This is a genomic window from Kitasatospora indigofera (assembly GCF_014655955.1).
Lineage (GTDB): Bacteria > Actinomycetota > Actinomycetes > Streptomycetales > Streptomycetaceae > Kitasatospora > Kitasatospora indigofera.
This window is the reverse complement of sequence record NZ_BNBO01000077.1, coordinates 1-25,004: the sequence shown is the minus strand read 5'-3', so window position 1 is coordinate 25,004 and position 25,004 is coordinate 1. Positions and strand designations below refer to the sequence as shown.

Genomic DNA, 25,004 nt, shown 5'->3' with positions numbered 1-25,004 from the left:
GCCCACCTGCACACCGAACGTGAGCATCGGACCTCCCGTCGGGACTCCGGACCGCTCCCGGCCGCCCCGATCCGGTGCCGGCGGTCGTCCCCTCGGCCCGGGCGGCCCGCCGACGGCCTCCGGCGGCCGGCCGCGCCGCACCGGTCAGCGGTTGGACGGCCCGCGCCGGTCAGCGGTCGAAGGTGTCGATGCCGGCGATCTGCCACACCCCGCCCCGGCGCACGGCGTCGACCGCGAACATCGCGGCGGCATAGGTACTGTCCCCGGCCGTCGCGGTGTCCGCGGTACTGGTGCTGCGCTGGTCGGCATAGATCAGCACCCGGGCACGGTCCCCCTCGATCGCCTCCACCCCACCGCCGGTGACCGTGGTGGTCAGCACCAGCTTCTGCACCGGGGCCTGCGCCCGGACCTCCGCCAGCATGCCCGCGTACTGCTGCACCGCCGCCCCCACCAGCAGCCGCTTCGCGGCCTCGTCGCTCTTCGCCGGATCCGCGTACGAGTAGGAGAAGAGCGCGTTGACCGCCTGCGAGACCGCCCCCTTCACCTCATTGGTACGGGCCGCGTCGGTGAGCGCGGCGTTGCGCACGCCCGGGCCCGACCGCAGATCCGCGGCCGCGCCCCCGGCGACCGCCGCGAAACCGCCCAGCAGGACGGTCAGCAGGGCGAGCGCGACGGGGGCGAGCAGGCGCCGGCGGCGGGGGCCGGCGGACGGGACGGCGTCGGACTCCTTCGGCGCCGTCTCCCCCGTACCCACGGCCGGCCGGCCGCGCGGGCGCAGCCGCGGGCGGGCCGGCCGCTCCCGGGCCGGGGCGTCCGGCGTCCGCTCCAGGCCGTCCTCAAGCTCCCGGACCGGGTGCTCCTCCAGCTCCCGGACCGGTCCGGGACGGCTGCCCGGGCGGCTGCCGACCGCGTCCAGCCGTCGGCGGCGGTTGACCAGGTGGCGGGTCGTCGACATGAGCTTCCTCTCGCGCGCGGTTCAGTGGCCGGCGGGCTGCTGGGGGGCGGACGGCCCGGCGGACGGCGACGGCGGGACGGCCGGCCGGGACGAGCCCCCGCCGGCCGCCTGCCCGGCCGCCGAGGACGCGGGCCCCGGCTGCCCCGGCGCTCCGGACGGCAGCCCGCCGGCGGCACTGTCGCCCATCGGCGCCTGGCCGAGAGCGCTGAGCTTCCAGCCGCCGGGCGTGCGGGTGAGTTCGCCGAGCATCCGGCTGTCCTTGGTCGCGGGCGCGCCGTCCGGGACCTGGACGGTGATCCGCAGCGCGATCATCACGGTGGCCCGGCCGGCCCGGTCGTCCAGCTCGGTGACCGCGCCGGAGAGGGCCTTGGCGCTGGTGACCGTCCGCGCCTGCCGGACCTGGCCCTCGAACTTCGCCCTCCCCTGGACGAGTTGATCGTGCAGCTCGCCCGTGGTGGAACTCTCCCAGAGGTCGAGGCCCGGGCCCAGATCCCGGTGGTCGAGGGTGTTCATGTTCTGCGCGGCCTGCTCACCGGCCGCCAGCACCTGATCCCGGGCCCGGGCGTACGCCGCCGAATCGTCGTGCGCGGCCGCGTACCAGGACCAGCCCGACCACAGCGCCGGCACGGCCGCCAGGGCGGCCGTCGCACCCGCCACCACGACCAGCGGGCTCCGCCGCGGCCTCCTGCTGCTTGCGCTCATCGTTCCTCCCCCTACCGGGCCTTGAGATCGGTGATCCGCCAGTGGCCGCCGTCCAGCCGGGCGGAGACCGACAGTTGGGCGGGGGCCACGGTCGCGGCCCGGCCCTCGCGCTGCGAGACCTGGTCCAGGAAGACCAGCAGCTGCGCACGGTCGGCGGTCAGACGGACGACGCCGGTGCGGACCACCCGGGTGGTGAGGGTCAGCTTCTGCTCGGCCACCCGCTGCCGCAGCTCGGCCATCAGCGCCCCGTACTGCTCGGCGGCGGTGGCGTCGAGCAGCTCCTGCGCCGCCCTGGCCGTGGCCTCGGTGTCCGTCGGCCGGTACGAGAACACCTTGCCGAGCGCCGTCCCGACATCGCCGGTCACCCGGGCCGCGGCCGCGGGGTCGGTCAGCGCCAGATCGGCGGTGTCCGCCGATCCGCGCAGCTGCGCACCGAGCCGGAGGAACCCGCCACCGGCCGCCAGCAGCAGGACGAGCAGCAGCGGGAGCAGCACCCGGCGCAGGCGCGGCCGCCGGGGCGCCTGCGCGGCCGGCTCCGCCCTGCCCTGCCGCTCGCCGCCCCCCGGTTCCTCCGGGAGCAGGACGGACGGCGCGGCGGGCTCCGCCCCGGACCGGCCGGGTGGAGCCGGTACCGGGTCTCGGACCTCTGCTGTGCTCACGCTGGGACGTCCTCTCGGGTACGGGGTCAGCCCTGCGCGCCGGGCGCGGCGACGGGTACGGCGGCCAAGGTGGTGATCTTCCAGCCCGCGGCGGTGCGCTCCAGGCCCACCTCGAAGCGCTTGCGGTCGGTGGTGGGCGCACCGGACTTCGGAGTGACCCGGACCTCCACGGTCGCGAGCATCTTCGCGGTGCCGGCCCGCGGGTCGAGCGCGGTGACGGCGGCGTCGGTGACCGTGCCGCGGGCCGAGGCGCCGGACTCCCGGAGGGCGCCCCGGTCGCTCTCGGTGGCCCGCCGCATCTGGTCGTGCAGCGGGCCGGCGGTGGCGTCGAGGCGCTCGCGCAGCCAGTCGTCGACGCGCTGCGCGTCCACGGTGTTCAGCTCGGCGATCTCCTGCCGGCCGGTGTCCAGCACGGTGTCCCTGGCCCGCGCCAGGGCCAGCGTGTCGTCGCCGCGGGCCTGCGCGTAGTAGGTGGCGGACAGCGCGCAGAACAGGGCGGCGGCCGGCACGGCGGCGAGCAGGGCGAGACGTTTCCCGGTCATCCGGCACCGCCGCCCAGGCCGAGCAGGCCGCGCAGGTCGGTGGGGGCGGCCGGTGACAGGGCCGGCAGCCCGAGCGGGCCCGGCAGTGCGCCGGCACCCCCGGCGCCGGCACCCGTACCAGCGCCCGCACCGGACGTGCCCGGGACGGGAGTTCCGGCGGCCGGCAGCAGGGCGCCGGGTACCGCCGGGTCCGGCACACCGCCGGTCGGGGCGTTGGCGGAGCCGCGGACGCCGATGCCGGTGCCCGGCGCCGAGGTGCAGCGGGCGGCGGTGTTGAACTCCGGTCCGGCGGAGGTGTCGAGGCCGTTGCGGCGGGTCGTGCCCTGGTAGCCGTCGGTGCAGGGCAGCGGGCTGAAGAAGGTCAGCGCCATGCCGACCCGCAGGCCGCCGACGTCGACCGCACCGGCCCCCGCGGCGGCCACCGCCGGGAGCCGGACCAGGAGTTCCTCGATCCCGCGCTGACGGGTGACGGCGATGTCCGAGGTGGTGAGGAGGTTGGCGAGCAGCACGCTGAGCCCGGGGTCCAGGTCGCTCAGCAGCGAGCTGACCTGGCCGGCCGCGGCCGGCCCGGCGGCGATCACCCGGCGCAGGTCGGTGTCGGAGGCGCTGAGCTGCTCGGCGAGCAGCCGGGCGTCGGTGGCGAAGGACTCGATGGCCGCGCCCTCCTCGGCCTGGGTGCCGAGGACCGTCCGGGCGTCGACCAGCAGGGTGGTGTTGCCGGGCAGCGCGGCGTCGGCGGCGGCGATGAAGCGCCCGCTGTTGTCCAGCAGCGCCTGGAGGTTGGCGTCCTGGCCGGCGAAGGCCTGGCCGAACTCGTCGACGACGGTGCGCAGCGACTGCAGGGGGACGGAGCCGGTGAGCCGGTCGACGCTGGTGAGCAGGTTGGTGACGGGCGCGGGCGTCCGGGTGTCCTGCTCGGCGATGGTGGACCCGTCCACCAGGTAGGGGCCGTCCGCGGTACTGGGCCGCAGGTCGATGTACTGCTCGCCGACGGCGGAGAGGTTGGCGACCACGGCCTCCAGCCGGGTGGGGATGCGGGGCGCGGAGTTGTCGATCCGCAGTTCGGCCCGGACACCGTGGGCGGTGAGCGCGATCGGGCCGACCCGGCCGACCGAGACGCCCCGGTAGGTGACGTCGGAGTGTTCGAACAGGCCTCCGGTCTCCGGGAGTTCGACCTGGACGACGTAGTAGCCGCGGACGCCGACGTAGCGCCCGAGGTCGGCGTAGCGGACGGCGATGACGCCGAGGACGAGCACGGCGACCAGCAGGAAGGCGAGGTTGCGCAGGCGGGTTCCGAGGGTGAGCATCAGCGCGTCCTCCCTGCGGGGCCGGAACCGGTGACGGAGGGCAGCGGTACGGGCGGGGCCCGGTGGGCCCGGGCCCCGGCGCCGGGGTCGGTGCCCGGCTCCGGGGTGGGGTCCGTCCCCGGGCCGGGGGTGGGGTCGGTGCCCGGGTCCGTCCCGGGATCGGTGCCCGGGTCGCCGCCCGGGTCCGGGGTGGGGTCGGGCGGCGGCGGGTAGGCGTTGTCCTCGGCGGCGAGCGCCGGGATGATCGTGGTGCCGGGGGCGGCCGTGAGGTCGAGGTAGGCGTTGAGGTAGTCGCCCTTCACCCCGCGCAGGACCTCGTCGGTGAACGGGTAGGTGAGCAGCACCTGGAGCGAGTCGGGCAGCGACGTCCCGGCGTCCGCGAGGCGCTGCAGGGTGGGGGCGAGCGCCTTGAGGTCCGCGACCATGTCGTCCCTGCTCCTGTTGACGGTGTCGACGGCGGTCCCGGAGAGGGTGTCCAGCGAGCGGAGCATGGTGACCAGGGCGCCGCGCTGCTCCTCCAGCACCTTCAGCCCGGGGGCGAGGTCGGTCAGCACGCCGCCGATCTGGCCGCTGCGGCCGGCCAGCGTCGCGGAGAGGCGGTCGAGGCCGTCCAGGGCGTCGGTGATGTCCCGCTTGTGCGCGTCGAGTTGGGTGGCCATGGTGGCGACCTGGGTGAGCAGCGAGCGGACCTGCGACTCGTTGCCCGACAGGGCCTTGTCCAGCTCGACGGTGATCGTCCGGAGCTGGTCGACGCCGCCCCCGTTGAGAAGCATCGAGAGCGCGCCGAACACCTCCTCCGCCTCGGCGCTGCGGTTGGTGCGCTCGACGGGGATGACCGATCCGTCGGCCAGCCGGCCCGCCGTGTCCTCGGTGACGGCCGCCGGTCCGGTCCCCGGCTTCGCGGGCGGCGGCGTCAGCTGGACGTACTTCTCGCCGAGCAGGCTGGACTGCTCCAGTTGCGCGTAGGCGTCGGCGGGCAGCCGCACGGCGCCGTTGATCCTCATGGTGACGACGGCGGACCAGTCGTCCGGGGCGAGCGTGATCGCGGTGACCCGGCCGACGGCGACGTCGTTCACCTTCACCGCGGACTGCGGAACCAGGCTCAGGGCGTTGGCGAAGTGCGCCTTGACCTCGTACGGGTGGGCGCCGAGGTCGGCGCCGCCGGGGAGCGGGAGGTCCTGCGCGCCGGTCAGCGAGGGGGTGCAGCCGGCCAGGGCGGCAGCGGCGGCCAGCGCGGTGAGGGCCGCCGTGGCGGTGCTCCGGTTCATCGGGCCGCCCTCCCGCCGCCGGGGCCGACGGCCGGGTCGGACGGGGTGCCGGGGTCCGGGTCCGGCGGGGTGCCGGGGTCGGCGGTCGCGGTGGGGACGGGGGTGGGGGCGGTGTCGACCGGCGGCAGCGGGAGCGGGAGCGTACCGGCGCCGGCCGGCCGGTACCCCGCGCTCAGCTCGTTGAGGTTGGCGCGGCCGTCGATCGTCCGCCGCGCGGGGTCGTAGGCGGCGAGCAGGTTGTCCGCCGCGAGCGGTGCGGTGTCCAGGAGTTCGGCGAGCGAGGCCCGCTGGTCGACCAGTGACCTGGTGATCGGCACCAGTTGGTCGACGGTCGCCTTGAGCCGGGACCGGTTCTGCTGGATGAAGGTCTTCACCTGGCCCAGTGCGGTGGCGAGTTGGTCCAGCGCGGCGCCGAGCTCCTGCCGGTCGGCGGCCAGGAACCCGGTGACGGTGGAGAGTTGGTCGGCCGCCGCGCGCACCTTGCCGTCGTTCTCCTTCAGCATCGTGGTGAAGGACTGCAGGGCGGCCAGGGTGGCGAAGAGGTCGTCGCTGTGGCCCGCGAGGGTGCGGGTGGCCCGGCCCAGCTGGTCGATGGTCTCGCCCATCGCCTTGCCGTTGCCGTCCAGGTTCCGCGCCCCCACGTCGAGCAGGTCCGAGAGGCTGCCGGTGGCGTTGGCGCCGTCCGGGCCGAGGGCGTCGCTGAGCCGGGTGATGCTCGCGTACAGCTGGTCCACCTCGACGGGCGTGGCGGTGCGCTCGGCGGGAATCACCGCGTGGTCGGCGAGTTGCGGCCCGCCGGTGTAGGCGGGGGTGAGCTGGACGTACCGGTCGGCGACGACGCTGGGGGCGACCACCACCGCGCCCGCGTCGGCGGGCACCGCGATCCCGTCCCGCAGGAGGAGGGTGACCTTGACCCGGGTGCCCTGGGGCTCGACGGCCTCGACGGTGCCGACCTTCACCCCCAGGACGCGCAGGTCGGAGCCGGCGTAGACGCCGACGGCGTGGTCGAACCAGGCCGTGACCTGCCGGCCGTCCTGGCCGCCGGCGGCCAGGACCCCGGCCGCGGAGCCGCCGGCCAGCAGGGCGAGGGCCACGCCCACGGCGATCGGGCGCCCGGCGCGTACGCGCATCAGTGACCACCTCATCAGTGACCGCCCTGGGGCTGGGGCGGCAGGCATCCGGTCTCCGGCGGGGTGCCGGCCGGCAGGTAGGTGCGGGGGACGAGCCCGCACAGGTAGCTGTCGAACCAGCGGCCGCTGCCGACGGTGTTGCCGACCAGCCGGTAGTACGGCCCGGCCAGCGCCAGGGCCTGGTCGAGGCTCGCCTGGTTGGCGCGCAGCACGGTGGTGACCCGGTCCAGCGCGTCGAGGGTGGGTGCGAGCTGCCGCTCGTTGTCCTGGACCAGACCGGTCAGCTGGACGCCGAGGTCCCGCGTCCCGGTGAGCAGCGCGTGGATGGCGTCCCGGCGTCGGCGCAGTTCGCCGAGGAGCAGGTTGCCGTCCGCGAGCAGGCTCTCGAAGCGGCCGTTCTGGTCGGCCAGGGTGGTGGTGAGCTGCCGGCTGCCGGCCAGCAGCCGGGCGAGCTGGGCGTCCCGGTCGGCGACCGTCCGGGAGAGCGCGGAGAGCCCGTCGACGGCGCCGCGCACCGAGTCCGGGGTGTTCCGGAAGGTGTCGGCGATCGTCCGGAAGCTCTCCGAGAGCTTCTCGGTGTCGAGTGCGCCGAAGGTCTGCCCGAGGCCGTCCAGTGCCTTGGTGACGTCGTACGGCGAGGTGGTGCGGCTGAGCGGGATGCGGGCGTCCGGGTCCTGTTCGGCGCCGCCGAGCGGGTCGACGGCCAGGTACTTCTCGCCGAGCAGGGTCTTGATGCCGATCGCGGCGGTGCTGGCGTCGCCGATCCAGGTGTCGCGGACGGTGAAGGTGACCTTGACCCGGTCGCCGTCCAGCGCCACCCCGGTGACCTTGCCGACCTTCACCCCGGCGACCCGGACCTCGTTGCCGCTGCGCAGTCCGGCGGCCTCCGAGAAGTCGGCGGCGTAGGCGGTGCCGCCGCCGATCACCGGCAGTGCGTCGGCGTTGTAGGCGGCGGTGCCGGCCACGGCGAGCAGCAGCAGGCCGACCGCGCCGACCACGACGGGGTTGCGGTCCCGGAGCGGCCGGAACAGCGGCCTCCGGCGCCGCCCCCGGCGCCCGGCGCCGCGTGGGTCGGGTCCGCCGGCCGGCACGGCGGGGTCCTCGCTCTGCTGATGGTCCGTCATGTTCCGCACCTCGCCTCGGAGCTGGTGATGCCGGTGGGCGGCCTGCTGCCGTCCGAGGTGGTCACGCCGGTGACGGTGGCCTGGCAGAGGTAGAGGTTGAACCAGGAGCCGTAGCTGGCGGCCCGGCCGATCACCCGCATCTTCTCGGGCGTCTGCCGCAGGAAGTTCTCCAGCTGCGGGGTGACGTCCGCGAGGTTGGCGGAGAGCCGGCCGAGCTGGCCGATGGTGTCCTTGAGCGGGGCCCGGCCGTCCTCCAGGAGTCCGGCGGTGCTGGTGGTCAGCGCGGATATCGCGGTGACGGACCGCCCGATCGGCTCCCGGTCGCCGGCGAAGCCGGTCACCAGCTGCTGCAGGGTGGCGACCAGGTCGCGGAAGCCGCTCTCCCGGTCGTTCACGGTGCCGATCACGGTGTTGAGGTTGTCGACGACCTCGCCGATCACCTGGTCCTTGCCGGCCAGCGTGCCGGTCAGGGAGCCGACCGTGCGCAGCAGGTTGTCGACGGTGCCGCCCTCGCCCTGCAGCACCTGGACGAGTTCGCCGGCCAGCTGGTTGACGTCGGTGGGCGAGAGGCCCTGGAAGAGCGGCTGGAACCCGTTGAAGAGCTGGGTGAGGTCGAGGGCGGGCGTGGTGCGCTCCAGCGGGATGGTGGCGCCGGGGGCGAGGCTGCGGTCCACCGGCCCGGCGCCCTGCTGGAGGTCGACGTACCGCTGCCCGACCAGGTTGAGGTACTTGACGGAGGCGGTGACCGAGGCGGGCAGCGGACGGCCCCTGGCCACCGAGAACCGCACCTCGGCGATCCGGTGGTCGACGACCTTGATCCGGTCGACCCGGCCGACCTTCACCCCGGCGATCCGGACGCTGTCGCCGGCGGTGAGGCCGGTGGTGTCGGTGAACCGGGCGTGGTAGCCGACGGTGTCGCCGACGCCGACGCCGGTGTCGGCGATGCCGAGCGCCAGGACGGCGGTGGCGAAGGTGGTCACCAGGACGAAGACCACCGACTTGGCGAGCGGGCCCGCGAGGCTGCGTCGTTTCACCGCAGGGTCACCTCCGCGCCGCGGAGCACCGGGCCGGCCAGCAGGCTGGTCCAGTCCGGGAGGTCCTGCGGGGTCGCGTTCATGCCGGGCGCCAGCAGCTCGGTGACCAGGGCGTTCTCCTGCGGTGAGTTGGGCAGTCCGGCGGCGCCGGCGGGCCCGGCCGTGACCGGCGTGGTGGCGGGGTCGGCCGGGGTGACCGGGATGCCGGTGTAGGGCACCGCGTAACAGGCCGGGCCGCCGCCCGCCCGGTAGCCGGGGGCGTCCTGGCCGGGCAGGTACTTGCCGCGCGAGGGGACGGTGGTGACGGTGATGTGCAGGCCGGGCTGGTCGGTGCCCTTGCCGAGTGCCTTGTCCATGGCGGGGACGAAGCCCGCGAGGGTGCTGAGGGTGCACGGGAAGGACGGCGCGTACCGGGCGAGCAGGCCGAGGGTGTCCCGGCTGTCGGTGCTGAGCCGGATCAGGTTGTCCTTGTTCTGCCGCAGGAAGGTGTCGAGGTCCTGGGCGGCGCCGGCGGTCGTGCCGTAGAGGGTGGCGAGGCCGGTGCGCTGCTGGGCGACGGTCTCGCTGGTGCGGGTGAAGTCGGTGAGGGCCTGGACGATCTCCGGGGCGGCCCGGTCGTACACCCGGCTGACCTCGACCAGGCGCTGGACGTCCTCGACCAGGACGGGCAGTTCGGGGTTGAGCCGGCCCAGGTAGCCGTCCAGCTGGGTGAGCGTGACCCCGAGCCGGGTGCCGCGGCCGTCCAGGGCGGTGGCCACCGCGTTGAGGGTCGCGGCGAGCTTCTCCGGCCGGACGGCGGTGAGCAGCGGCATCAGGTGGTCGAGGACCTGCTGCAGTTCGACGGCGTTGTCCGAGCGGTCGCGCGGGACGGTGCTGCCGGCCACGAGGCTGCGCCCGGACGGGTGGGCGGCGGGGACGAGCGCGACGAAGCGCTCGCCGAACAGCGTGGTGGGCAGCAACTGGGCGGACACCTCGCCGGGGATCTGCCGGAGCCGGGCCGGGTCGATGTCCAGGGTGAGCCGGGCGCCGTCGCCGTCGGTGCGGATCTCCCGGACCCGGCCGACCACCACCCCGCGCAGCTTCACGTCGGCGTTCACGTGCATCTCGTGACCGACGCTGCCGGCCTCGACGGTGACGGTCGCGCTGTCGGTGAACCGCCGGTCGTAGACGGCGACGGCCAGCCAGGCGAGCAGGACGGGCGTCATCAGGAAGGCCACCCCGGCGAGCCGGCGGCGGGCCCGCGCGGCCCGCCGGGCCCGGACGGCCGGGGGTGCGGACGCGCCGGGGGACGGGACGGGGGCGGCTGCCGGGACGGGACCGGGGGCGCTCATCCGGCCACCCGCACCGTCGTGGTCGCGCCCCAGACCGCCAGGCTGAGGAAGAAGTCGCTGACGCTGATGATGACGATCGCGTTGCGCACCGAGCGGCCCACCGCGATGCCCACCCCGGCCGGGCCGCCGGTGGCGCGGTAGCCGTAGTAGCAGTGCGCCAGGATCACGATCACGCTGAAGACCAGCACCTTGAAGGTGGAGAGCAGCACGTCCACCGGCGAGAGGAAGAGGTTGAAGTAGTGGTCGTAGGTGCCCGCCGACTGCCCGTTGACCAGCACCGTCACCGCCCGGGAGGCCAGGTACGAGCTGAGCAGGCCGATGCCGTACAGCGGGACGATCGCGACGACCCCGGCGATGATCCGGGTGGTGACCAGGTACGGCACGCTCCGCACGCCCATGCCCTCCAGCGCGTCGATCTCCTCGTTGATCCGCATCGCGCCGAGCTGGGCGGTGAAGCCGGCCCCGACGGTGGCGGACAGCGCGAGGCCGGCCACCAGGGGCGCGATCTCACGGGTGTTGAAGTAGGCGGAGATGAAGCCGGTGAAGGCGGTGGTGCCCAGTTCGTTCATCGCGGCGTAGCCCTGCAGCCCGACCACGGTGCCGGTGAAGAGGGTCATGCCGATCATCACGCCGACCGTGCCGCCGATCACGCCGAGGCCGCCGCTGCCGAACGCCACCTCGGCGAGCAGGCGTTGCACCTCGGTGCGGTAGCGGCGCAGGGTGCGCGGGATCCACAGCGCGGCGGCGAGGTGGAAGAGCAGGTGGTCGCCGCTCTCGTCGAGGAAGCCGAACCAGCGGCGTGGGCGGCGTGCCGGCGGGAGGTCGTCCGGCGGCGCGCCGCCGCCGGGGGCCGGGTTCTTGTCGAGCAGGGCCACCGGTCAGGCTCCCTTCGGCGGGACGATCTGCAGGTAGACCGCCGTGAGCACCATGTTCAGGAAGAACAGCAGCAGGAAGGTCACCACCACGGACTGGTTGACGGCGTCCCCGACGCCCTTCGGCCCGCCCCGGGGGTTCAGGCCCCGGTAGGCCGCGACGACACCGGCCACGAAGCCGAAGACCAGCGCCTTGAACTCGCCGATGTACAGGTCCGGCAGCTGGGCGAGGGCCGAGAAGCTCGCCAGGTAGGCACCCGGAGTGCCGTGCTGCAGAACGACGTTGAAGAAGTAGCCGCCGAGCACGCCGACCACCGACACCAGCCCGTTGAGCAGGACGGCGACCAGCATGGTGGCCAGCACCCTGGGCACCACCAGGCGTTGGACGGGCGAGACGCCCATCACCTCCATCGCGTCCAGCTCCTCGCGGATGGTCCGGGAGCCGAGGTCGGCGCAGATCGCCGCGCCGCCGGCGCCCGCGATGAGCAGGGCGACGATCAGCGGACTGGCCTGCTGGACGACGGCCAGCACACTGGCCCCGCCGGTGAACGACTGGGCGCCCAACTGCTGGGTGAGCGAGCCGACCTGGAGGGCGATCACGGCGCCGAACGGGATCGAGACCAGCGCGGCGGGCAGGATCGTCACGCTGGCGACGAACCAGAACTGCTCCACCAGCTCCCGGACCTGGAACGGCCGGCGGAAGACCTCCCGGACGGTGGTGGCGGCCAGCGCGAACAGCCGGCCGCTCTGCCGCAGCGGCCCGGCCAGGCGGGTGGCGGCGGTCATGCCCGCTCCCCCGGGCCGGGCGCCGCGGCGGCGCCGAGCGCGGCCCGGGCCGGCGCCGGCAGCTCGTCCCACAGCTCCCGGACCCTCGCCTGCCGCCGCCGCACGGCCGACCTGGCGGGGAGCCCGGGTGACGGCTCCAGCTGCGCGGGGAGCGGCCCGGGCGGCCCGGACAGTTGGGCGCCGTACCGGAGTTCGCCGGCCAGGGTCGCCTCGTCCTTCTCCTCCGACATCCCGATCGGGCCCTCCCGGCGGCCGGTCAGGAACTGCCGGACGACGGGCTCCTCGCTGGTCAGCAGCACCTCGCGCGGGCCGAAGGCGACCAGGCCGCGGCGGAACAGCATGCCCATGTTGTCGGGCACGGTGGCGGCGATGTCGAGGTTGTGGGTGACGATCAGCATCGTCGCGTCGGTCTGCGCGTTGAGGTCGATGAGCAGCTGGGAGAGGTAGGAGGTGCGGACCGGGTCGAGACCGGAGTCCGGCTCGTCGCACAGGACGATCTGCGGGTCCAGCACCAACGCCCGTGCCAGCCCGGCTCGTTTGCGCATTCCCCCGGAGATCTCGCCGGGCAGTTTGCGCTCGGCGCCGAGCAGGCCGACCATCTCCATCCGTTCCATCACGATCCGGCGGATCTTCGTCTCCTTGGTCCGGGTGTGCTCCCGCAGCGGGAAGGCGATGTTGTCGAAGAGCGACATCGAGCCGAACAGGGCGCCGTCCTGGAACATCAGGCCGAACAGCTTGCGGACTTCGTAGATGTCCCGTTCGGGGCTGTTCACCATGTCGACGCCGTTGACGAGCACCCGGCCCCGCTCCGGCTTCAGCAGGCCGATCACCGACTTCAGGAACACCGTCTTGCCGGTGCCGGACGGCCCCAGCAGCACGCTGACCTCACCGGGCGGCAGCGTGAGCGAGACGTCCTGCCAGACGGTCTGGCGGCCGAAGGACTTGGTCAGACCCTCGACGATCACTTCGATTCCCATGACACCTCCCGGGGGTGAGAGCGCCGGCGGCCGGCGGTGCTGTGCGGTGCGACTGTGCGGTGATGCGGAGCAGTTCGGTGCGGTGCGGTGCTGTGCCGTGCGGTTCGGTGCGGTGCTGTGCCGTGCGGTTCGGTGCGGCGGGTACCGCCGTACGGGTAAGGGGGTCGGTGGTGCGGGGCTCAGCGGTGCGGCGGGGCGGGCATCTCGATCTCCGGCGTGCAGCCGTTCGGCTCGTCGCTGGTCGGGGTGCACAGCGCCCCCTGGATGAAGTTCAGCGAGTTGCCGGCGCCCGAGACGGCCGCGGTGAACAGCGGGCTGAGGTCCTCGCCGCCGCTGCCGCAGCCGGTGAACGGCGGGATGACCAGGTGGTCGGAGGAGAGCGGGCCGCCGGTCTGCACGGTGTAGTCCGGCCTGCCGTCGTCGGTGCTGATCCCGCTGTCCTGCCGCCCCACCAGCGTGAGGTCGACCGGCGCGGCCGTGCGGCAGTCCGGCCCGACGTCGAGCGGTGTGCCGTTCACCCTGACGTCGTACAGGGTCAGGTTCTGGTACCCGGAGGCGGTGGTGATCACCGGCTGGTCCCAGTCGCTGTTGCCGATCACCGTGAGGGTCAGCGGGGTGAGCGGGGTGAGCTTCATCCTCGCCGTGGTCGGCATGAAGCCGAAGGTGAGGAAGGTGGCCTCGGCCGGCGGGAGTTCGAGTTCACCGATGCCGTCCACCTCGACGTAGCCGGGGCTGCCGTCGTCCGTCCAGAGCATCACGATCCGCTTGTGCATGTCGACCCGGATCATCGCCGGGTCGCGGGCCGGGTCGTTGATCAGCGCGGCCCCGCCCAGCTTGCCGACATTGGCGTAGCCGACCGCGAACGCGCAGGCGGGCACCGGTTCGAAGGGGTCGGCGCCGGGCATCGGGAGCACGATCGCCCCCTCGGGCACCTTCGGCAGTCGGCGCGGGTCGAGTTCGCCCTGCGGGGCCGCCGGGCAGCCGCTCACCCCGGAGTGGACCGGACCGCCGACCGTGATGGTGCCGCCCGGTGCGGGCTCCTGCGCACGGGGTGCCACCAGGGCGGAGGCGCCGGCGGACGTCGGTGCACCGGACGGCGACGACGCCCCGTCGGCCGGTCCGGTGGCGCTGGGCGAGGCCGAACCGCCGGACGGGGCCGGGCCGGACGGTCCGGGCGATCCGCTGCCCCCCGGCCCGGGCCGCGCGGCGGCCGTCACCGGCACGGTGCCCAACTCGGCCCGCTGGCCGGGCTTCTGGACGCAGTGCAGGGAGACCGGGGCCGGCTCGCCGGCGGTGGGAGCAGGGGTGGGACCAGGGGTGGACGCCGGCGTGGGGGCCGGCGTCGGGGAGCCCGGCGCCGGCCCTGCGGGCGGGGCGGCCGCCGGACCGGAGGTCACGGCGGATGCGGCCCCGCTCGCCGGGGCGGGCCCGGCGGCGGAACCGCTCCCCGCCGCCCCCAGCGTCAGGTCGAGGTCGCCGGCCGTGAAGGTGACGTCCCCCGGCGCGGACACCGTCACGGGCGCCACCGCCCCGGTGAAGGCGAGCACCAGGGCGCCCTCACCCACGAGCGGCGCGCCGGCGGCGGCCAGCCCCGACCAGTCCGCGTCGGCTGCCGAAGCACCCTGGCGCACATGGGCGGTGAGCCGGCCGGCCCCGGCGACCGCCGTCGTTCCGGGCGGCAGCAGGGCAGCCAGCGCGGCCCGGTCCAGCGTGACCTCGGCGGTCAGCGCCCCGGGCCGGAGCGGTTCGCCGGCCACACCGGCGGCGGGGTACTCCTGCCCGAGGACGGCCCGCACCTCCACCGGCCCGCGGTCGGACCCGCAGGTGTACCCGAGGTCCGGCCGCCCCGGCCGCACGTCGGCCGAGGAGGCCGCGGCCGGCAGCAGCCCGGCCAGCAGCACGGTGGTGGTGATCGCCGCCGGCCGCCAGGCACGGCGCCGGACCACTGCTTCGCCCATCGCGGTACTCCTCGGACTGGTCGGTGGAGCCGGTTCGGCGCACGGCGGCGGAACTCCTCGGACGAACTGCGGCGACACGTGAGCGGGTGGAGCGGGAACAGGTGGAGCGGGAACCGGCGGAACAGGAACCGGAACAAGGACAGGAACAGGTGGAACCGGACCGGGCGCCATTCCGGCGTACTGCGGGGCGGACGAACCGCCCCACCGGCGCGACCCGGTTCCGGCGCACGGAACGGGAGGACGGCGGAAAGGGGAGCACGGCGGAGCGGACAACAGGAATCGCGTGAACGGCACCGGCCGCACCCGTCGCACGGGCCACGGAATCCGGCGGTGGACTTCCTGGGCGAACTGGACACTACGGCCCGGTAACAAGAAGCGACAAGTGATCGAACCCGGGAAGATTTCACGACTTCGCCGCGGCCGGATTTCTTGTCACCGATTGACAAAGCGCCGGCGGAGGATTGTCCTCCGATGAGTGTCCGCGGCCTCCGGCGGCCGGCGGGGTCGCCCGGCGGCCGGCGCCGCGCGTGACGGTCCGGGCCCGGCAGGACGGCGGGCCCGGACCCCCGGGTCAGGGCGAGGTGATGGTCTGCGAGGAGGCCAGCACGTAGGCCGCGCTGTAGGTGGCGGCGTCGCCGTTGTTGATCAGCCCGAGGCAGGTGCCCGAGACGTTGTAGGCGTGCAGGTCGCCGCCGCTGAGCGTGAGGGTGTTCGCGGAGTTGCTGTACGAGCCGGTGAGGGTGGCCGAGCTGGTACTGGTGGGGCCGTAGAAGTCGGCGGTGCAGCCGGCGCCGCTGATGTGGGCCTTGACGCCGGTGAGCGTCCCGGTGGTGACGCCCGTGCCGCTGTTGTAGGAGACGGCGTTGAGGCTCCAGGGCAGGCCCTGCGGGGTGACGGTGAAGGTGATGCCCAGCGGGCCGGAGCAGCTGACCCAGCCGACCGAGGTGATCGAGGAGATGCCGGTGCCGGACAGGCCGCTGCCGCTCTGCAGGGTGCCGGCCGCGCTGGAGGAGGTGCAGGTGAGCTTGGTGCCGGTCTTGGTGTCGGTGAGCTTCGGGGAGGCCGCCTTGGCCGTCCAGGCGCCACCGGGGGTGACGGTCCAGGTGGGTGCGGCGTAGGCGGGGGCGGCGGCGAGGCCGGCGGCGGCGGCGAATGCCGCGGCGACGACCATGCCGCTTGTGGTGAGCTTGCGCACGGTTGATCCTTTCGGGAGGGGTGGAATACCCGATAAACCGGGCCCAGGGTGTCCGGAGTCCGGAATTCGGCTGCTCCCGAATCCCCTCGGCGGCCCTGTTGAACGGGGACGTTACGCATGGGTAACCGGGCGGTGCAACATGCCTGTCACAGATTCTTCCGGCGAACTTACCGGCGGGTATTCCCTTGTCACGAATGCAGCAAAGAAGGCCGCCCGGTTATAACGAAGCGAGCGGCCCGCCGGGAATCCGGAAACCGGCCGGTCGGCCGACTATCCCGCCCCCGGCGGCCGGCGGCGGGCCACGGCCGTCCGGAAGTGAGGTTTCTGTGTCCGGGGTGCTGCGCTCCGTGTGCGCCGTGGTCTATGTTGCACGCAGCCGCGATGAGTTGTACGCGACCCGCTACCGCCCGGCCGGCCCGCTCCCCACCAGCGCGCCGGGGCCGGGCAATTGACCGAACCTCCGTCCCCCGCAGCCGCCACGGCCCCGCCGGCGGGCCCCGGCGGCCACGGGTGACGGAGAGCTCAGGGGGTAAACAGGTATGGCCGTAGCCAGGCAGCTGACGGAGCGCGGCGAGCCGATGGGACCGATGCCGCGCGAGTTGGCCATGATCATGCGCCCCGAACTCCCCGGCCTGCTCAAGGAGATGGCGAGCGAGATCGTCGCCGCCATCCCGGAGTACAAACCGCTGATGGAGGGCCCGAACGCGCGGGTGATCCGGCTCGGCATCGAGCAGAACATCGCGGCCTTCGTCGACCAGATCGCCGTCCCCACCGCCACCACGGTGCTGCGGGACGACATCTGCCGCCGCTTCGGCCGCTTCGAGGCCTACGAGGGCCGCAGCCTGGACATGCTGCAGGAGGCCTACCGGATCGGCTGCCAGACGGCGCTGCGCCGGGCCAGGACGCTGGGCAAGCGCTACAACCTGTCCGCGACCGTGATGCTGTCCTTCGCCGACGCGCTCTTCGCCTACATGGGGGACCTCGCCGCGCTCTCCCGCGAGGGCTACCTCCAGGCGATGGCCGAACTCGGCGAGGAGCCGGACAACCGCCGCCGGCAACTGCTGCGGCGGATCCTCACCGGTTCGTCGGTGGCCCGCAACGCCCTGGTGGAGCTGGCCGAGCACGCGGCCTGGCCGTTACCCGCCGAGGTCACCATGGTCGCGGTGGAGGCGGGCACGCTGCCGCCGACCGGGCTGCTCGACAAGGACGTCCTGCTCGACCTGGCCGTCCCCGAACCGCACCTGCTGGTGCCGGGGCCGCTCACCGCCGAGCGGCGCGCCGCGCTGGACCGGGCGCTGGAGGGCTGCCGGGCCGCCTACGGCCTCACCACTCCGCTCGCCGAGGCGGCGGACTCGCTGCGCTGGGCCCGGCACGCCCTGGCCCTGGCCTCGGCGGGCATCGTCGACGGCGGTCCGGTGGTGTCCTGCGAGGACCACCTGCTGCCGCTCTGGCTGCTCCGGGACCCGGCCCTGGTCGCGCAGTTGGCGAAGAAGTACCTCGGCCCGCTGGCCGCGCTCACCCCGGCCCAGCGCGGCCGGCTGGTCGACACCCTGCTGACCTGGCTCACCACCCGCGGCACCGCCGCCGAGATGGCCCGGCTGCTGGGCGTCCACCCGCAGACGGTCCGCTACCGGATGCGGATCCTCGACCGCGCCTTCGGACAGCAACTCGCCGACTCCGACGACCGGTTCGCGACCGAGGTGGCGCTGCGGGCACTGGCCGCCCAGCGCCGCGGGCAGCCCGGCGGCTGAGCAGGTCTCGGAGGGCGGGACGGACGGCATCAGGGCGTCGGCGATCCGTCCCGGCGCGATCCGGCGGCCGTGCGGGCGGTGGTCCCCGCGGTGGCGGTGGCCGCGAGGACCACGGCCAGGAGGTCCCGGGCCCGGCCTCCGCACCTGGGCGGTCCGTCCCCGGAGGGCGCGCGACGGGGGCGTTGGCCGGGCGTTGGCAGCCTGTTGGTGGGCCGCGACAGGCTCAGGTCCTGATGACCGGTCGTCGGATCCCGTGGCCCCCTGCGAGCGGGATCAGTCGCACCGCCCCGCACCGCACCTCACGTGCGCCGCGGGGCATCACCGTTCGCACCGTCACCACAGAATGCGGAGCTGTCGCATGCGTTCCCTCTTCAAGAAGGCCTCCAGCGTGGCGGCCGTGGCGGCCTCGATGGCCTCCCTCACCATCGCCGGCGCCTCGGCCGCCCACGCCGACTCGCAGTACGGCTGCCAGTACCCCTACGTGTGCATCTACGCGGGCGGCACCGTCAACGGCAGCATCATCGGGATGTACCGGGACGTGACCAGCGGGTACCAGAACACCTCACGGACCAACGTCGCCGTTGTGAACACGCGCAACGACGACACCGTCTGGCTGCGCTACGTCTCCGGCGGCACCACCTACTACAGCTGCCTGGAGCCCGCCACCTCCATCTACAACAGCGCCAGCATCTACGGCACCCTCACCGGGATCCGCATCAGCGACTCCGCCACCTGCTGAGTGCCCCGGTGTGCCGGGCCGGGAGGGGATCCTGGCCCGGCACGCACGGCAACCGCCCGTACGCCGGGCCGTCGGGCGCCGGGCCGTCAGGCGCCGGGCCGTCAGGCGGTGCGGCGCAGCAGCGCCAGGTACATCGCGTCGGTGCCGTGCAGGTGCGGCCAGAGCTGGACGTCCGGGCCGTCGCCGAGCGCCGGGACGCCGGGCAGCAGCGGGCGGGCGTCGATCCACTCCAGCCGGCCGCCCTCCTCCCGCAGCACGTCGTCGACCACGGCCCGGGTCTCGGCGAGGTGCGGCGAGCAGGTGGCGTAACCGACCACGCCGCCGGTCCGGGTGGCCGCGACGGCGCCGCGCAGCAGGTCACGCTGGAGCGGCCCGAAGGCGGCGATGTCCTCGGGCCGACGACGCCAGCGGGCCTCCGGGCGGCGGCGCAGCGCGCCGAGGCCGGAGCAGGGCACGTCGACCAGGACGCGGTCGAAGGTGCCCGGCCGCCAGGCCGGCCGGGTGCCGTCGGCGGCGATCACGGTGTACGGGCCGGGGTTGCCCTCCAGCGCGCGGGCGACCAGCCGGGCCCGGTGCGGCTGCTTCTCGGAGGCGACCAGCGCCGCGCCGCGGCCGGCGGCGAGGGCGGCGAGCAGCGCGGCCTTGCCGCCGGGGCCGGCGCAGCCGTCCAGCCAGAGGCGGTCGGGGCCGTCCAGGGGCGCGGCGGCGAGGGCGAGCGCGACCAGCTGGCTGCCCTCGTCCTGGACGCCGACGCGGTTCTCCTTGACCGTCTCCAGGGCGCCGGGGTCGCCGCCCTCGGCGAGCCGGACGGCGTAGGGGGACCAGCGCCCGGGGGTGGACTCGGGCAGGGCCTCGGCGAGTTCCTCGACGGTGGCCCGGCCGGGCCGGGCGACGAGGGTGACCTCGGGCCGCTCGTTGTCGGCGCGCAGCAGCTCCTCCACGGCCGTCCGTCCGGCGGCGTCGGGCTGCCAGCGGCCGAGCGAGTCCCAGAGCGCGGAGACGACCCAGCGCGGGTGCGAGTGGACGACGGCGAGGTGGTCCTCGGCGTCCTTCTCGTACGGCGGGGCGACCTGGGCGATCCAGGCGTCGAGGTCCTGGGCGCTGATCCGGCGCAGGACGGCGTTGACGAACTTCGCCTTGCCGTCGCCGAGCACGGCCCGGGCCAGCTCGACGGTCGCGGAGACGGCGGCGTGGCTGGGGATGCGGGTGGTGAGCAGCTGGTGCGCGCCGAGCGAGAGGACGTCCAGGACGGGCGGGTCGACCTCGCGCAGCGGCCGGTCGATGCAGGCGGCGATGACCGCGTCGTAGGTGCCCTGGAGCCGCAGGGTGCCGTAGACCAGCTCGGTGGCGAGGGCGGCGTCGCGGCGGTCGAGGTTCTGCTTCTGCTCGGCCTCGCGGAGCAGCGAGGGCAGGATCAGGTTGGCGTACGCGTCGCGCTCGTCGACGGCCCGCAGGGCGCGGAAGGCGACCATCCGGGCCGGGTCCTTCTTGGGGCGGCGGTGCGGGCGAGGGGGGCGCTTGGCGCCGGGGGTGCTGCCGGGGGTCCTGCCGGGGGTGCTCATCTGGTGCCTCAATGTGCTGCGGGGTTTACGGATGGGCCGGTCGGGCGGAACTGCCCGGACCGGGGTGCCCCGGGCCCGGCGGTGCGGGGCCCGGTGCGCGGGCACCGGCCGGGCGGGCCGGTGCCGCGCGGTGGAGCGGGTACTCCACGGTAGAGCGGGTGGAGGGCGGAGCCGAACCCGAGGCTCAGAGTCCGAGCTGCTCGCCGGACTCGATCCGGGCCCCGCGGGCCCAGTCCGCCGCGCGCATCGGCTTCTTGCCCTGCGGCTGGACCTCGCCGAACTCGATGTCGTGGCTGCCGGTGCCCGCCCGGAGGCTGTTCTTGCCGACCGCCAGCTCGCCGGGGGCGAGTTCGGTGCTGCCGGGGAGCAGCGTGACCGGGCCGGAGACCTTGAGCCGCTCGCCGCGGAAGGTGGTCCACGCGCCGGGGGCGGGGGCGCAGCCGCGCACCACCCGGTCGATCCGCAGGGCCGGGTGCTTCCAGTCGATCCTGGCGTCCTCCACCGAGATCTTCGGGGCGAGGGTGATGCCGTCGGCGGGCTGCGGGACGGCGTGCAGCCCGCCGTCCTCGATGCCGTCCATGGTGGCGCTCAGCAGGCGCGCGCCGGAGTGCGCCAGCCGGGTGAGCAGTTCGCCGCTGGTGTCGGTGGGGCGGATCTCCTCGGTGATGACGCCGAAGACCGGGCCGGAGTCCAGGCCCTGCTCGATCCGGAAGGTCGAGGCGCCGGTCACCTCGTCGCCGGCCAGCACGGCGTGCTGGACGGGGGCGGCGCCGCGCCAGGCGGGCAGCAGCGAGAAGTGCAGGTTGACCCAGCCGTGGACGGGGATCTCCAGCGCGCCCGGGCGGATCAGCGCGCCGTAGGCGACCACCGGGCAGCAGTCCGGGGCGATCTCGGTGAGCCGGGCCAGGAAGTCCGGGTCGCCGGGCTTCGCGGGCTTGAGGATCTCGATCCCGGCCTCCTCGGCGCGCTGGGCGACGGGGCTGGCGACCAGCTTGCGGCCGCGGCCGGCGGGGGCGTCGGGGCGGGTGACCACCGCGACGACCTCGTGCCGGTCGGAGGCCAGCAGGGCCTCCAGGGCGGGAACGGCGACCTCGGGGGTGCCGGCGAAGACGAGGCGCATCAAGGGCCTTCCGGTAGGGGGCTGGGCGGGAGCGGGGCCGGCCTGCGGGACCGGCGTGCGAGGGGCCTGGACGGGGCGGGGCCGGAGTGCGGCGAGGCCGCGCCGGGTAGCGGGGACGGACCGGGCGGGCCGGTCGTCAGCGGGCGCCGCCGAAGGTGCTGTGCGGGGAGACCCGGACGGTCGGGGCGGGCCCGTCCCCCCAGTCGGACTCCCGGATCGCCCTGAGCGCGGCCTTGCGCCGCTCACGGTCGAGGCGGTCGATGAAGATGATGCCGTCCAGGTGGTCGGTCTCGTGCTGGATGCAGCGGGCGAGCAGCTGGGTGCCCTCGACGGTGACCGGCTCGCCGTACATGTCGAAGCCCCGGGCGACCACACCGAAGGCGCGCCGGGTGTCGAAGCGCAGGCCGGGCAGCGAGAGGCAGCCCTCGGGGCCCTCCTGCTCCTCCTCGCTGAGGCTGAGGTCCGGGTTCACCAGGTGCCCGGTGACGCCGTCCACGTGGTAGGTGAACACCCGCAGCGAGATGCCGAGTTGGGGCGCGGCCAGGCCGGCCCCGGGGGCGTCGAGCATGGTGTCGGTGAGGTCCTTCACCAGCGTGCGCAGCTCTTTGTCGAAGGTGGTCACCGGCTGTGCGGTGGCGCGCAGGACCGGGTCCCCGAAGATGCGGATCGGCTGGATCGGCAAGGTGGTGGACTCCCGTCCGGTCGGATGTCGGCTGCTGGCCGTCGGCAAGTCTATGCAATCCGGCCGGGCGCGCGGCCCGCCCCCGCGAGCCGGTACCGCCGCCGGCGGGCCCGCCGCGGGCGTTCTGGCATATCCCGAGTGCCCCGGCTGCGTGACCCCGGCCCCTGGTCCGGCGTTGGTCAAGTGAGATTGACCGGGGCGAGGGAGAGCCGCCCCGACCGAGCTGACCGTACGGAAGGTGGCACGTAGGCCATGGCCGAGCAGATCAATCACGACGCCCGGGCGCGGGCGAGCCTGCACCTGCTGGTGCGGGACATCGAGCGGGTGAGGCGGCAGGTCGACGCGCTGCGGACGCTCACCGCCCAGTTGGGCAACGTCTACCGCCCCCGGCGGCCGAGCACCTCCGCGGGTTTCGTGGTGTACGGGCGCGCACCGGCGCCGACCGTACGGCTGGCGCAGGAGCTGCGCGAGAGCGTGGAGACGCTGGTGGCGGCGGCGGTGGAGTTCGACCGCGCGCTGGGCTTCTCCTGGGACTCGGTGGGCTCCGCGCTGGGCGTGACCAAGCAGGCCGTGCACCGGCGGTACGGGATGCGGCGCCCGGCCGGCGAGCTGCTGGCCGCGGGCGGCATCCCGTCGCCGGCCGGGCCCGTCCAGGGGCGCGGGGAGCGGTCCGAGGAGGTGGCGGCCGCCGCGGGTTCGCCGGGCCTGGGTTCGCCGGGCATCGGCGCGCAGCCGACGGGTTCGCCGGGGCTGGGCTCCCAGCCGATGGCTTCGCCGGGCATCGGCGCGCCGTCCGGCGGGAACCCCGGGCTGGCGGCGACCGTGCCGGCGGCCCGCCAGGGCGGCCTGAACCGCTCGGGGCTGCAGATCCGCGGCTGACCGGGGCCGGGCCGGGCCGTCGTCCGGCCCGGTCGGGTCCGGCCCGACCGTCCGGCCCGGGCCTCCTGCCGGGTCGACCCCCGCGGACGCCGGACGCGGACGCCGGACGCAGACGCGGCGAACGGCTCAACGGCGCTCGCCGGCACCGCACGCCCCCACGGCCGGACACCGCCGGGGCCGGACACTCACGCGGCCGGACACCCACGCGACCGGACCACCCCGGCCGGCCGGCTCCGCCCCCGGCCCGCGACCGGCCCCCGGCCGACGCCGCGTGCCGTCACCCGATCTCCAGCGGGTCGATCCGCACCTTCACCGGCTCCGGCGTCCGCAGCGCGATCCGGGCGATCTGGGCCGCCTTCAGCGCGGCGGCCAGCGCGGCCCCCTGGCCCGGGGCGACCCGGAGCAGGGCCCGCTCGACCTCCTCGCCACGCCGGCCGCCGGGCACCGGCACCGGGCCGAGCACGTCCGCGCCCTCCGGCAGCCGGGTGAGGCCCAGCAGGTCGGCCACCGCCCCCGGTGACCCGGTCAGCGAGGCCATCCGGGAGACCGGCGGGAAGTGCAGCTGGGCCCGTTCCTCCAGTTCGAAGGCGGCGTGGCCGGCCGGGTCCCACCGGATCAGCGCCTGGACGGCGCGGGCGGTCGGCTCCGCCACGACCACCACCGTGCCGCCCTCGCCCGCCGGCCGGACCAGCGCGGCCGCCGCCAGCCAGAGCCGCAGCGCCTCCTCCCCCGCCCGCAGGTCGGGCCGGCTCAGCAGCGCCCAGCCGTCCAGCAGCAGCGCGGCCGCGTAGCCGCCCTCGGCCACCGGCTCGGCGCCCGGGGTGGAGATCACCAGCGCGGGTTCGGCCGGCACCGAGTGCAGCACCGCGTCCCGCCCGGAGGTACGGACCGGGATCCTCGGGAACGCCTTGCCCAGCTCCTCCGCCGTCCGACGCGCACCCACCACCTGGGCCCGCAGCCGGAACGAGCCGCATTCGGTGCAGTGCCACCGCTCCTCGGCCTCCCCGCACCAGCCGCAGCGCAGCGGCACGTCCGACGAGGCCGCCTCCAGCGGCCCCTCGCAGTGCCGGCAGCGGGCGGGTGTGCGGCAGCGGCCGCAGGCCAGCCGGGGGACGTAACCGCGCCGGGGCACCTGGATCAGCACCGGGCCGGTGGCCAGCGCCTCCCGGGCCGTCTGCCAGGCCAGGCTGGGCAGCCGGGCCTGCTGGGCGGCGGCGTCCCTGGCCTGGTCGAGGTCGGTGACGGTGCGGACCCGGGGGGCGACCTCCCGGACGGTCGCCCGGTCGGCGGCCAGCGGCCTGGCCCAGCCCGTGTTCACCAGCTGCGCGCCCTCCACGGTGACGGCGTGCCCCCCGAGCAGGACGCCGGCCCCCTCCTCGGCGGCGCGCAGCAGCGCGACCTCGCGCACGTGCGGGTGCGGGGCGCGCGGGTCGGCGTGGCTGCCGTCGCCGTCCGACCAGACCACCACCAGGCCGAGGTCCCGGACGGGGGCGAACATCGCGGCCCGGGTGCCCACGGCGGCCCGGACCGAGCCCCGGCTGACCGCCAGCCAGCGCCGGTAGCGCTCCTTGGGGCCGAGGTCGGCGGCGAGGGTGGCGTGCAGGCCGCCGCCGAGCAGCTCGCCGAGGGCCTCGTCGACCCGGGCGGTGGAGCGCCCGTCGGGCAGCACCACCAGGGCGCCGCGCCCGCCGGCCAGGGTGGCGGCGACGGCCCGGGCGATCTCCTGCGGCCAGCTCGGGCCGGGCAGCGCCGTCCAGACCGCGCGCGGCGCGTGGCCGGCGGCGAGCGCCGTCAGGAACTCCGGCCCCTGCGGGTAGCGGCTCCAGCTGCCGGGCTCGGGGGCGGCGGGCAGCGGCGCCGGCGGCGGGGAGGGCTCGGCCTCGGCCTTGGCGTGCCGGGGCGGCACGGCCAGCTGGAGGACGTCCGCGAGGGTGCCGGCGTACCGGTCGGCGACCGTGCGGCAGAGCCGCAGCAGCTCGGGGGTGAGCACCGGCTCGGGCGAGAGCACCTGGGCGAGCGGCGCGAGCGGGCCGGCGTAGTCGCTCTCGGCCCGGCGCTCGACGATGAACCCGTCGTGCAGCTCGCCGCCCTCGCGCCGCCCGTTGACCACCCGGGCCCCGAACCGGACCCGGACCCGGACGCCCGGCTGCGCCTCCTCGGCCATGTTCGCGGGCACCGCGTAGTCGAAGAACTGGTCGAGGTGGAGCAGGCCCTTGTCGACCAGGACCCGGGCCACCGGCAGGTGCTCGGCCCGCCGGGCGCCCAGCCAGGTACGCGGCTTGGCGCGGCGGACCGTCTCGCGGATGAACGCGAGCTGCTCCGGCGCCCCGGTCCCCCCGGCCTCGTCTGTGCTGCTCATCGCTCCAAGTACTACCACCTAGGACTGACACAAAGCCGCAGGCGGCGGCCGCCGCCGGTGGAACGGGGGCGG

General features: G+C 75.2%; 21 protein-coding genes and 1 pseudogene. 3 read left to right on the top strand and 19 right to left on the bottom strand.

Annotated features, from left to right (window positions below; genetic code table 11):
* Positions 1-169 precede the first annotated feature (169 nt).
* From IE329_RS36690 to IE329_RS36620, 15 genes and pseudogenes are all read right to left on the bottom strand, one after another.
* Complete coding sequence (locus tag IE329_RS36690) at positions 170-955, bottom strand: hypothetical protein (protein WP_190215386.1); 786 nt, start codon at positions 953-955, stop codon at positions 170-172.
* Between the two features lie 165 nt (positions 956-1,120).
* Positions 1,121-1,657: pseudogene (locus IE329_RS36685) on the bottom strand (nuclear transport factor 2 family protein); the annotation flags it as partial.
* A gap of 11 nt (positions 1,658-1,668) precedes the next feature.
* Positions 1,669-2,316, bottom strand: a complete 648-nt coding sequence (locus IE329_RS36680; protein WP_229928053.1) for a hypothetical protein — start codon at positions 2,314-2,316, stop codon at positions 1,669-1,671.
* Positions 2,317-2,342: 26 nt separating this feature from the next.
* Positions 2,343-2,858: a hypothetical protein gene (locus IE329_RS36675; RefSeq protein WP_190215385.1), complete on the bottom strand. Its 516-nt coding sequence runs from the start codon at positions 2,856-2,858 to the stop codon at positions 2,343-2,345.
* Entirely contained in the window at positions 2,855-4,165 is a 1,311-nt protein-coding gene (locus tag IE329_RS36670; protein ID WP_190215384.1) for an MCE family protein, read from the bottom strand. The genes IE329_RS36675 and IE329_RS36670 overlap by 4 nt, the downstream gene beginning before the upstream one ends.
* Positions 4,165-5,433, bottom strand: coding sequence for an MCE family protein (locus IE329_RS36665; protein WP_190215383.1), 1,269 nt, complete (start codon positions 5,431-5,433; stop codon positions 4,165-4,167). The genes IE329_RS36670 and IE329_RS36665 overlap by 1 nt, the downstream gene beginning before the upstream one ends.
* Positions 5,430-6,563, bottom strand: coding sequence for an MCE family protein (locus IE329_RS36660; protein ID WP_229928052.1), 1,134 nt, complete (start codon positions 6,561-6,563; stop codon positions 5,430-5,432). The genes IE329_RS36665 and IE329_RS36660 overlap by 4 nt, the downstream gene beginning before the upstream one ends.
* Before the next feature lie 14 nt (positions 6,564-6,577).
* Positions 6,578-7,687, bottom strand: a complete 1,110-nt coding sequence (locus IE329_RS36655; protein WP_190215381.1) for an MCE family protein — start codon at positions 7,685-7,687, stop codon at positions 6,578-6,580.
* Positions 7,684-8,721: an MCE family protein gene (locus tag IE329_RS36650; RefSeq protein ID WP_190215380.1), complete on the bottom strand. Its 1,038-nt coding sequence runs from the start codon at positions 8,719-8,721 to the stop codon at positions 7,684-7,686. The genes IE329_RS36655 and IE329_RS36650 overlap by 4 nt, the downstream gene beginning before the upstream one ends.
* The gene (locus IE329_RS36645; protein WP_229928057.1) at positions 8,718-9,926 is read right to left on the bottom strand and encodes an MCE family protein; all 1,209 of its coding nucleotides are present in this window, start codon (positions 9,924-9,926) and stop codon (positions 8,718-8,720) included. The genes IE329_RS36650 and IE329_RS36645 overlap by 4 nt, the downstream gene beginning before the upstream one ends.
* Positions 9,927-10,048: 122 nt before the next feature.
* A complete protein-coding gene (locus IE329_RS36640) occupies positions 10,049-10,813 on the bottom strand; it encodes an ABC transporter permease (RefSeq protein WP_229928056.1) in 765 nt (254 codons plus the stop codon).
* Between the two features lie 117 nt (positions 10,814-10,930).
* Positions 10,931-11,710, bottom strand: coding sequence for an MlaE family ABC transporter permease (locus IE329_RS36635; protein ID WP_190215378.1), 780 nt, complete (start codon positions 11,708-11,710; stop codon positions 10,931-10,933).
* On the bottom strand, positions 11,707-12,687 hold the full coding sequence (locus IE329_RS36630) for an ABC transporter ATP-binding protein (RefSeq protein WP_190215377.1): 981 nt from the start codon (positions 12,685-12,687) through the stop codon (positions 11,707-11,709). Before IE329_RS36630 ends, IE329_RS36635 begins: the two co-directional genes overlap by 4 nt.
* Before the next feature lie 179 nt (positions 12,688-12,866).
* A complete protein-coding gene (locus IE329_RS36625; RefSeq protein WP_190215376.1) occupies positions 12,867-14,645 on the bottom strand; it encodes a hypothetical protein in 1,779 nt (592 codons plus the stop codon).
* Positions 14,646-15,216: 571 nt separating this feature from the next.
* Positions 15,217-15,840: a hypothetical protein gene (locus tag IE329_RS36620; RefSeq protein ID WP_190215375.1), complete on the bottom strand. Its 624-nt coding sequence runs from the start codon at positions 15,838-15,840 to the stop codon at positions 15,217-15,219.
* Positions 15,841-16,379: 539 nt separating this feature from the next.
* On the opposite strand from IE329_RS36620, the gene IE329_RS36615 reads away from it, so the two are divergent.
* Both IE329_RS36615 and IE329_RS36610 read left to right on the top strand, forming a co-directional pair.
* Positions 16,380-17,591: a helix-turn-helix domain-containing protein gene (locus tag IE329_RS36615; RefSeq protein WP_190215374.1), complete on the top strand. Its 1,212-nt coding sequence runs from the start codon at positions 16,380-16,382 to the stop codon at positions 17,589-17,591.
* Between the two features lie 358 nt (positions 17,592-17,949).
* Complete coding sequence (locus tag IE329_RS36610) at positions 17,950-18,330, top strand: hypothetical protein (RefSeq protein WP_229928051.1); 381 nt, start codon at positions 17,950-17,952, stop codon at positions 18,328-18,330.
* Between the two features lie 101 nt (positions 18,331-18,431).
* On the opposite strand, the gene IE329_RS36605 is transcribed toward IE329_RS36610, so the two are convergent.
* The 3 genes from IE329_RS36605 to def form a co-directional block, all read right to left on the bottom strand.
* Positions 18,432-19,892 carry an RsmB/NOP family class I SAM-dependent RNA methyltransferase gene (locus IE329_RS36605; RefSeq protein WP_190215372.1) on the bottom strand — a complete coding sequence of 487 codons (1,461 nt, stop codon included), beginning with the start codon at positions 19,890-19,892 and terminating at the stop codon, positions 18,432-18,434.
* Between the two features lie 184 nt (positions 19,893-20,076).
* Complete coding sequence (gene fmt / locus IE329_RS36600; RefSeq protein WP_190215371.1) at positions 20,077-21,012, bottom strand: methionyl-tRNA formyltransferase; 936 nt, start codon at positions 21,010-21,012, stop codon at positions 20,077-20,079.
* Between the two features lie 136 nt (positions 21,013-21,148).
* Positions 21,149-21,694: a peptide deformylase gene (gene def, locus IE329_RS36595; RefSeq protein ID WP_190215370.1), complete on the bottom strand. Its 546-nt coding sequence runs from the start codon at positions 21,692-21,694 to the stop codon at positions 21,149-21,151.
* Positions 21,695-21,946: 252 nt separating this feature from the next.
* Between def and IE329_RS41215 the strand changes: the two genes are divergently transcribed.
* Entirely contained in the window at positions 21,947-22,573 is a 627-nt protein-coding gene (locus IE329_RS41215) for a hypothetical protein (RefSeq protein ID WP_229928050.1), read from the top strand.
* Positions 22,574-22,850: 277 nt separating this feature from the next.
* Here the strand turns inward: IE329_RS41215 and IE329_RS36585 are convergent, their stop codons facing one another.
* Entirely contained in the window at positions 22,851-24,932 is a 2,082-nt protein-coding gene (locus IE329_RS36585; RefSeq protein ID WP_190215369.1) for a primosomal protein N', read from the bottom strand.
* Between the last annotated feature and the right edge of the window lie 72 nt (positions 24,933-25,004).